The sequence below is a fragment of the Desulfobacter sp. genome (genome assembly GCF_050177295.1).
Genome location: NZ_JBFXHE010000383.1, coordinates 1 through 4,344 on the forward strand (window position 1 = coordinate 1; position 4,344 = coordinate 4,344).

Genomic DNA, 4,344 nt, shown 5'->3' on the forward strand with positions numbered 1-4,344 from the left:
GGCGTTTCTGCTCCAGGGCGGGGACTGTTCAGAAGATATTTCCCAGGTCACGGCGCCTACCATCAGGGAAACCATGAAAGATTTGCTGCAGATGGCCGTTGTTATGGCCTATGCCGGTGGGAAGCCAGCCATAAAAGTGGGCCGGATTGCCGGTCAGTTTGCTAAGCCCCGTTCGTCAGATACAGAAACTGTAGATGGCGTTGAACTGCCCTCATATCGTGGAGACATGGTCAACAAAAGCGAACCCTCCATCAACGCGCGAACCCCGAATCCTAAATACATGCTTAAAGGGTATTATCTGGCCGCCTCCACCCTGAACCTGTTGCGGGCATTTACCCGGGGCGGGTTCGCTGCCCTGCACAGGGTCCAGGCCTGGAACCAGGAGTTTGTGGCGCAATCCCCCATGGGGCGGTCTTATGACCGTCTGGCCAGACAGATTGACCAGGCCATCAAGTTTATGAATACCATCGGGATTCCCACGGATATTCCCCAGATCAATCAAACCCAGATTTTCACCTCCCACGAAGCTCTTTTACTGCCTTACGAAGAGGCGTTGACCCGGATTGATTCCACCACCGGTGACTGGTATGACTGTTCAGCACACATGCTTTGGATTGGTGAGCGGACCCGGCAGGTGGACGGTGCCCATGTCGAATTTTTAAAAGGGGTGCTCAATCCCATTGGGGTTAAAATCGGTCCGGACCATGATATTGATAATATCAAGCAGCTTATTAAAATCCTCAGCCCTGGGAACGAACCCGGAAGATTGACCCTGATTACCCGAATGGGGTGTGACAATATTGAGAAAAAGCTGCCCTCCCTGCTTCGGGAAATCAAAAAAGAGGGGTATCATATTGTCTGGAATTGCGACCCCATGCATGCCAATACGTATACATCGGAATCCGGACACAAAACCCGGGATTTTAATGATATTTTAAAGGAGATTACCCGGTTTTTTGAAATTCACTGGGCAGAAGGAACGATTCCTGGTGGTGTTCATCTTGAAATGACCGGTAAAAACGTAACCGAATGTGTAGGCGGAGCCAGAAATATTGTCAGTGAAGAACTTCACAATCGGTATGATACCACCTGTGACCCGCGACTCAATGCGGAACAGAGCCTGGAGGTGGCGTTCCAGATTGCTGATATGATCAAACATTAAGGGACGCGCTACAAAAGTAACATGATCACGAAAACACAGTTTAAAGCCGGTGCCGTGCAGTTTGATGTGAAAACCGGGGATGTCCGGGGCAATCTTTCTGTTGCCCTTGGGCATCTGGGGCACCTGGCTGACCAGGGGGCGTGCCTGGGGGTCTGCCCTGAGTTTTTTTTAACCGGGTTTGACAATGAAAATATGGCCCGGCTTATGCCGGCTGTGGAAGCGGGTATCCAGCGTCTGGCCGAATTTTCCCGGAAGCGTTCCATGGCCGTTGCCGGAAGTCTGCCTGAGCAAAAGGACGGTCAGATATTTAATACCCTTTATTTCATTGACCGGGACGGCGAGATCCGGGCCCGGTACCGCAAACTGCATCTGTTTCCTTTGACCGGAGAGGACCTGCACTATACCCGGGGAGATGAAATGGTGACGGCAGACACCAGTCTGGGACGCGTGGGGATAATGATCTGCTATGATCTGCGATTCCCAGAGCTTGCCCGCTGCCTTTTCCTTGACGGGGCCCAGCTTTTTGTGCTCAGCGCCCAGTGGCCCCTTGCCCGGGTGGCACACTGGCAGGCCCTGATCCGGGCAAGGGCCATTGAAAACCAGGCCTGGTTTGTCTGCAGCAACCGTGCGGGCATAGATCCTGACGGGCTTGTTTTTCCGGGCAGTTCCATGATCGTTGATCCCAACGGTTCTGTTCTTGCCCTGGGAGATGATAAGTCCGGTACCATCATGGCTGACATTGACATGGACCTGGTTGCCCGGGTCCGGCAAGCCATTCCCGTTGGACAGGACCGCAGGGGGGATATCTATGGTGAATAAAATTGTCACCCTGGATGAGATGTGCTGTCTGTCCCGGGAATACGCAACCCTTGGCCGGACCGTTGTGTTTACCAACGGCTGCTTTGACATTCTCCATGCAGGCCATGTGGCTTACCTTGAAAAAGCAAAATCATTCGGGGATGTGCTGGTCCTGGGTTTGAACTCCGATGCGTCCGTCCGGCAGATCAAAGGCGACCTTCGGCCGGTGATCTGCCAGGACCAGCGGGCCCGGGTTGTGGCGGCCTTGGGCTGTGTGGATCATGTGGTGCTGTTCGATGCGCCTGATCCGGGGGATATAATCCGGATCATTGCTCCCCATGTTCTGGTCAAGGGGGCGGACTGGCCCGAGGATAAAATCATTGGGGCCAAGTTTGTCAAAGGCTGCGGCGGGCGCGTGGCGCGCGTGGCTTTTGAAGAAGATATCTCCACATCAAAAATCATTGAACGTATTGGGCAAAGATTTTATGGCGGCGCTTAAGCCTTTGACATTTGATCATCTCAATGCCTTCCCCGGGCTGGTTCATGGTATTTTTTCCAGAGCCGGCGGATACAGTAAAGATGCCTTTTCAGGACTGAATGTCGGATTGAGCACCGGAGATGATCCTGATATTGTAAACCAAAACAGGGTCCGGGTGCTGTCGTCCCTGGATCTGACCCGGGTTCTTTTTTTAAATCAGGTGCACGGCACTGACATTGCTGTGATCAAATCGGAAAAAGATGCGGCAGGCGCTGTCTGGGAAGGGCAGGGGACCGCACCGTCTAAAATATTTAAAGCTGATGCTGCTGTTACAAATCGTAAAGACCTGGGGCTTGTGATCCAGGTGGCAGACTGCCAGGCCGTGGTCCTGTTCGACCCGGAAAAAGAGGTGATTGCCAATGTCCATTCCGGATGGCGGGGCAGTGTGGATGATATTTTAGGGCGCTGCATCAATGCCATGGTCACACAGTTCGGGTGCACCCCTGCAAGCATCCGGGCGGGTATCGGTCCCTCCCTTGGCCCCTGCTGTGCACAATTTATGAATTATAAGCAGGAAATTCCCAACGCATTATGGAAATATAAAGACAAGGACCGCCCCTATTTTGACTTCTGGCAGATCTCCCGGGACCAGCTTGGGGCCCACGGTGTGTTGGATGAGCATATTGAAACCATGGGGCTTTGTACCCGGTGCCGTACGGATCTGTTTTACTCCTTCAGGGCAAACAAGGTCACCGGACGCTTTGCCGCAGTGATTGCACTTAAATCTAAGGATGAAAAATAATGGATAAACCGGAACAGTTTTTTTTAACCCGCACGGTAAAAGCAGCGGGTTGAGCTGCTAAACTGGATCCAGGGTCCCTGGATAAAATCGTGTCAAAACTTGACGTGCCGTTCCATCCGGATCTGATCATCGGGCTTGAACATCCGGATGATGCCGGTGTGTTCCGCCTGTCCGAAGAGACTGCCATTGTCCAGACCCTTGATTTTCTCACACCTGTGGCCGATGACCCCTATGAGTTCGGCCAGATCGCCGCGGCGAACTCATTGTCCGATGTTTATGCCATGGGCGGCACACCCATTACCGTCATGAATATTGTGTGTTTTCCTTCATGTGACCTTGACGCAGGTATCCTGCCCCGTATCCTTGAAGGCGGACTTGATAAAATCAAAGAGTCGGGCGCAGTCCTTGTGGGCGGCCATTCCGTGGATGATCCTGAAATCAAGTACGGGCTGTCCGTGACCGGCATTGTGCACCCGGACCGGGTCTGGGCCAACAGCCGGGCACAGGAGGGGGATGCCGTGATTCTGACCAAACCCATTGGCACCGGCGTCATCTCCACGGCGATCAAAGGCGGACTTGCATCCGGGGACCAGGTCAAGCAGGCTGTCAAAATCATGTCCACCCTGAACAAGAATGCTGCCCTGATCGCGAAGGAATTTCATGTCCATGCCTGTACAGATGTCACAGGATTTGGGCTTGGGGGGCATTTGATCGAAGCGGCCAAAGGCGCGGGAATGCATATTGAAATTTATACGGAAAAGGTCGGGGTGCTGGACGGGGTAATGGAATTTGCCGCCATGGGCCTGCTTCCGGGCGGCGCCCATAAAAATAAACGTTTTTTTGCCCCGCATATCCGTGTGGCTGAAGGGACGGATCGGGTGCGAAGTGATTTAATGTTCGATCCCCAGACCTCTGGCGGGCTTTTGCTTTTTATGGCCCGGGATCAGGCGGCGCAATGTGTGGATATTATGGAAAAAAATGGCATTCAGGCAAGGGTGATTGGAAGGGTTAAAGGACCGTATACCAACGGATTCCTTGATATTATGTAAAACGTTTTTTCACGTTGACTTCATCCGGATCATATGATATTTGCTCTCAAGATAA

The 4,344-nt window shown here is 52.7% G+C and carries 5 protein-coding genes; all 5 read left to right on the forward strand.

Annotation, left to right across the window (positions count from 1 at the left end):
- A partial coding sequence (locus tag AB7U36_RS19475; protein ID WP_428161302.1) for a 3-deoxy-7-phosphoheptulonate synthase class II occupies positions 1 to 1,162 on the forward strand: 1,162 nt, incomplete at its 5' end.
- A 21-nt stretch (positions 1,163 to 1,183) separates the two neighbouring features.
- Entirely contained in the window at positions 1,184 to 1,981 is a 798-nt protein-coding gene (locus AB7U36_RS19480) for a carbon-nitrogen family hydrolase (RefSeq protein ID WP_428161303.1), read from the forward strand.
- Entirely contained in the window at positions 1,971 to 2,459 is a 489-nt protein-coding gene (gene rfaE2, locus AB7U36_RS19485; RefSeq protein ID WP_428161304.1) for a D-glycero-beta-D-manno-heptose 1-phosphate adenylyltransferase, read from the forward strand. The genes AB7U36_RS19480 and rfaE2 overlap by 11 nt, the downstream gene beginning before the upstream one ends.
- Positions 2,446 to 3,240, forward strand: coding sequence for a peptidoglycan editing factor PgeF (pgeF, locus tag AB7U36_RS19490; protein ID WP_428161305.1), 795 nt, complete (start codon positions 2,446 to 2,448; stop codon positions 3,238 to 3,240). Before rfaE2 ends, pgeF begins: the two co-directional genes overlap by 14 nt.
- Positions 3,240 to 4,289 carry a selenide, water dikinase SelD gene (gene selD, locus AB7U36_RS19495; RefSeq protein ID WP_428161306.1) on the forward strand — a complete coding sequence of 350 codons (1,050 nt, stop codon included), beginning with the start codon at positions 3,240 to 3,242 and terminating at the stop codon, positions 4,287 to 4,289. The genes pgeF and selD overlap by 1 nt, the downstream gene beginning before the upstream one ends.
- Positions 4,290 to 4,344 lie beyond the last annotated feature (55 nt).

Bases quoted from the DNA above. Each gene is read 5' to 3' on its own strand.
- pgeF (WP_428161305.1), top strand. From the start codon at position 2,446: ATGGCGGCGCTTAAGCCTTTGACATTTGATCATCTCAATGCCTTCCCC.
- AB7U36_RS19480 (WP_428161303.1), top strand. From the start codon at position 1,184: ATGATCACGAAAACACAGTTTAAAGCCGGTGCCGTGCAGTTTGATGTG.
- rfaE2 (WP_428161304.1), top strand. From the start codon at position 1,971: ATGGTGAATAAAATTGTCACCCTGGATGAGATGTGCTGTCTGTCCCGG.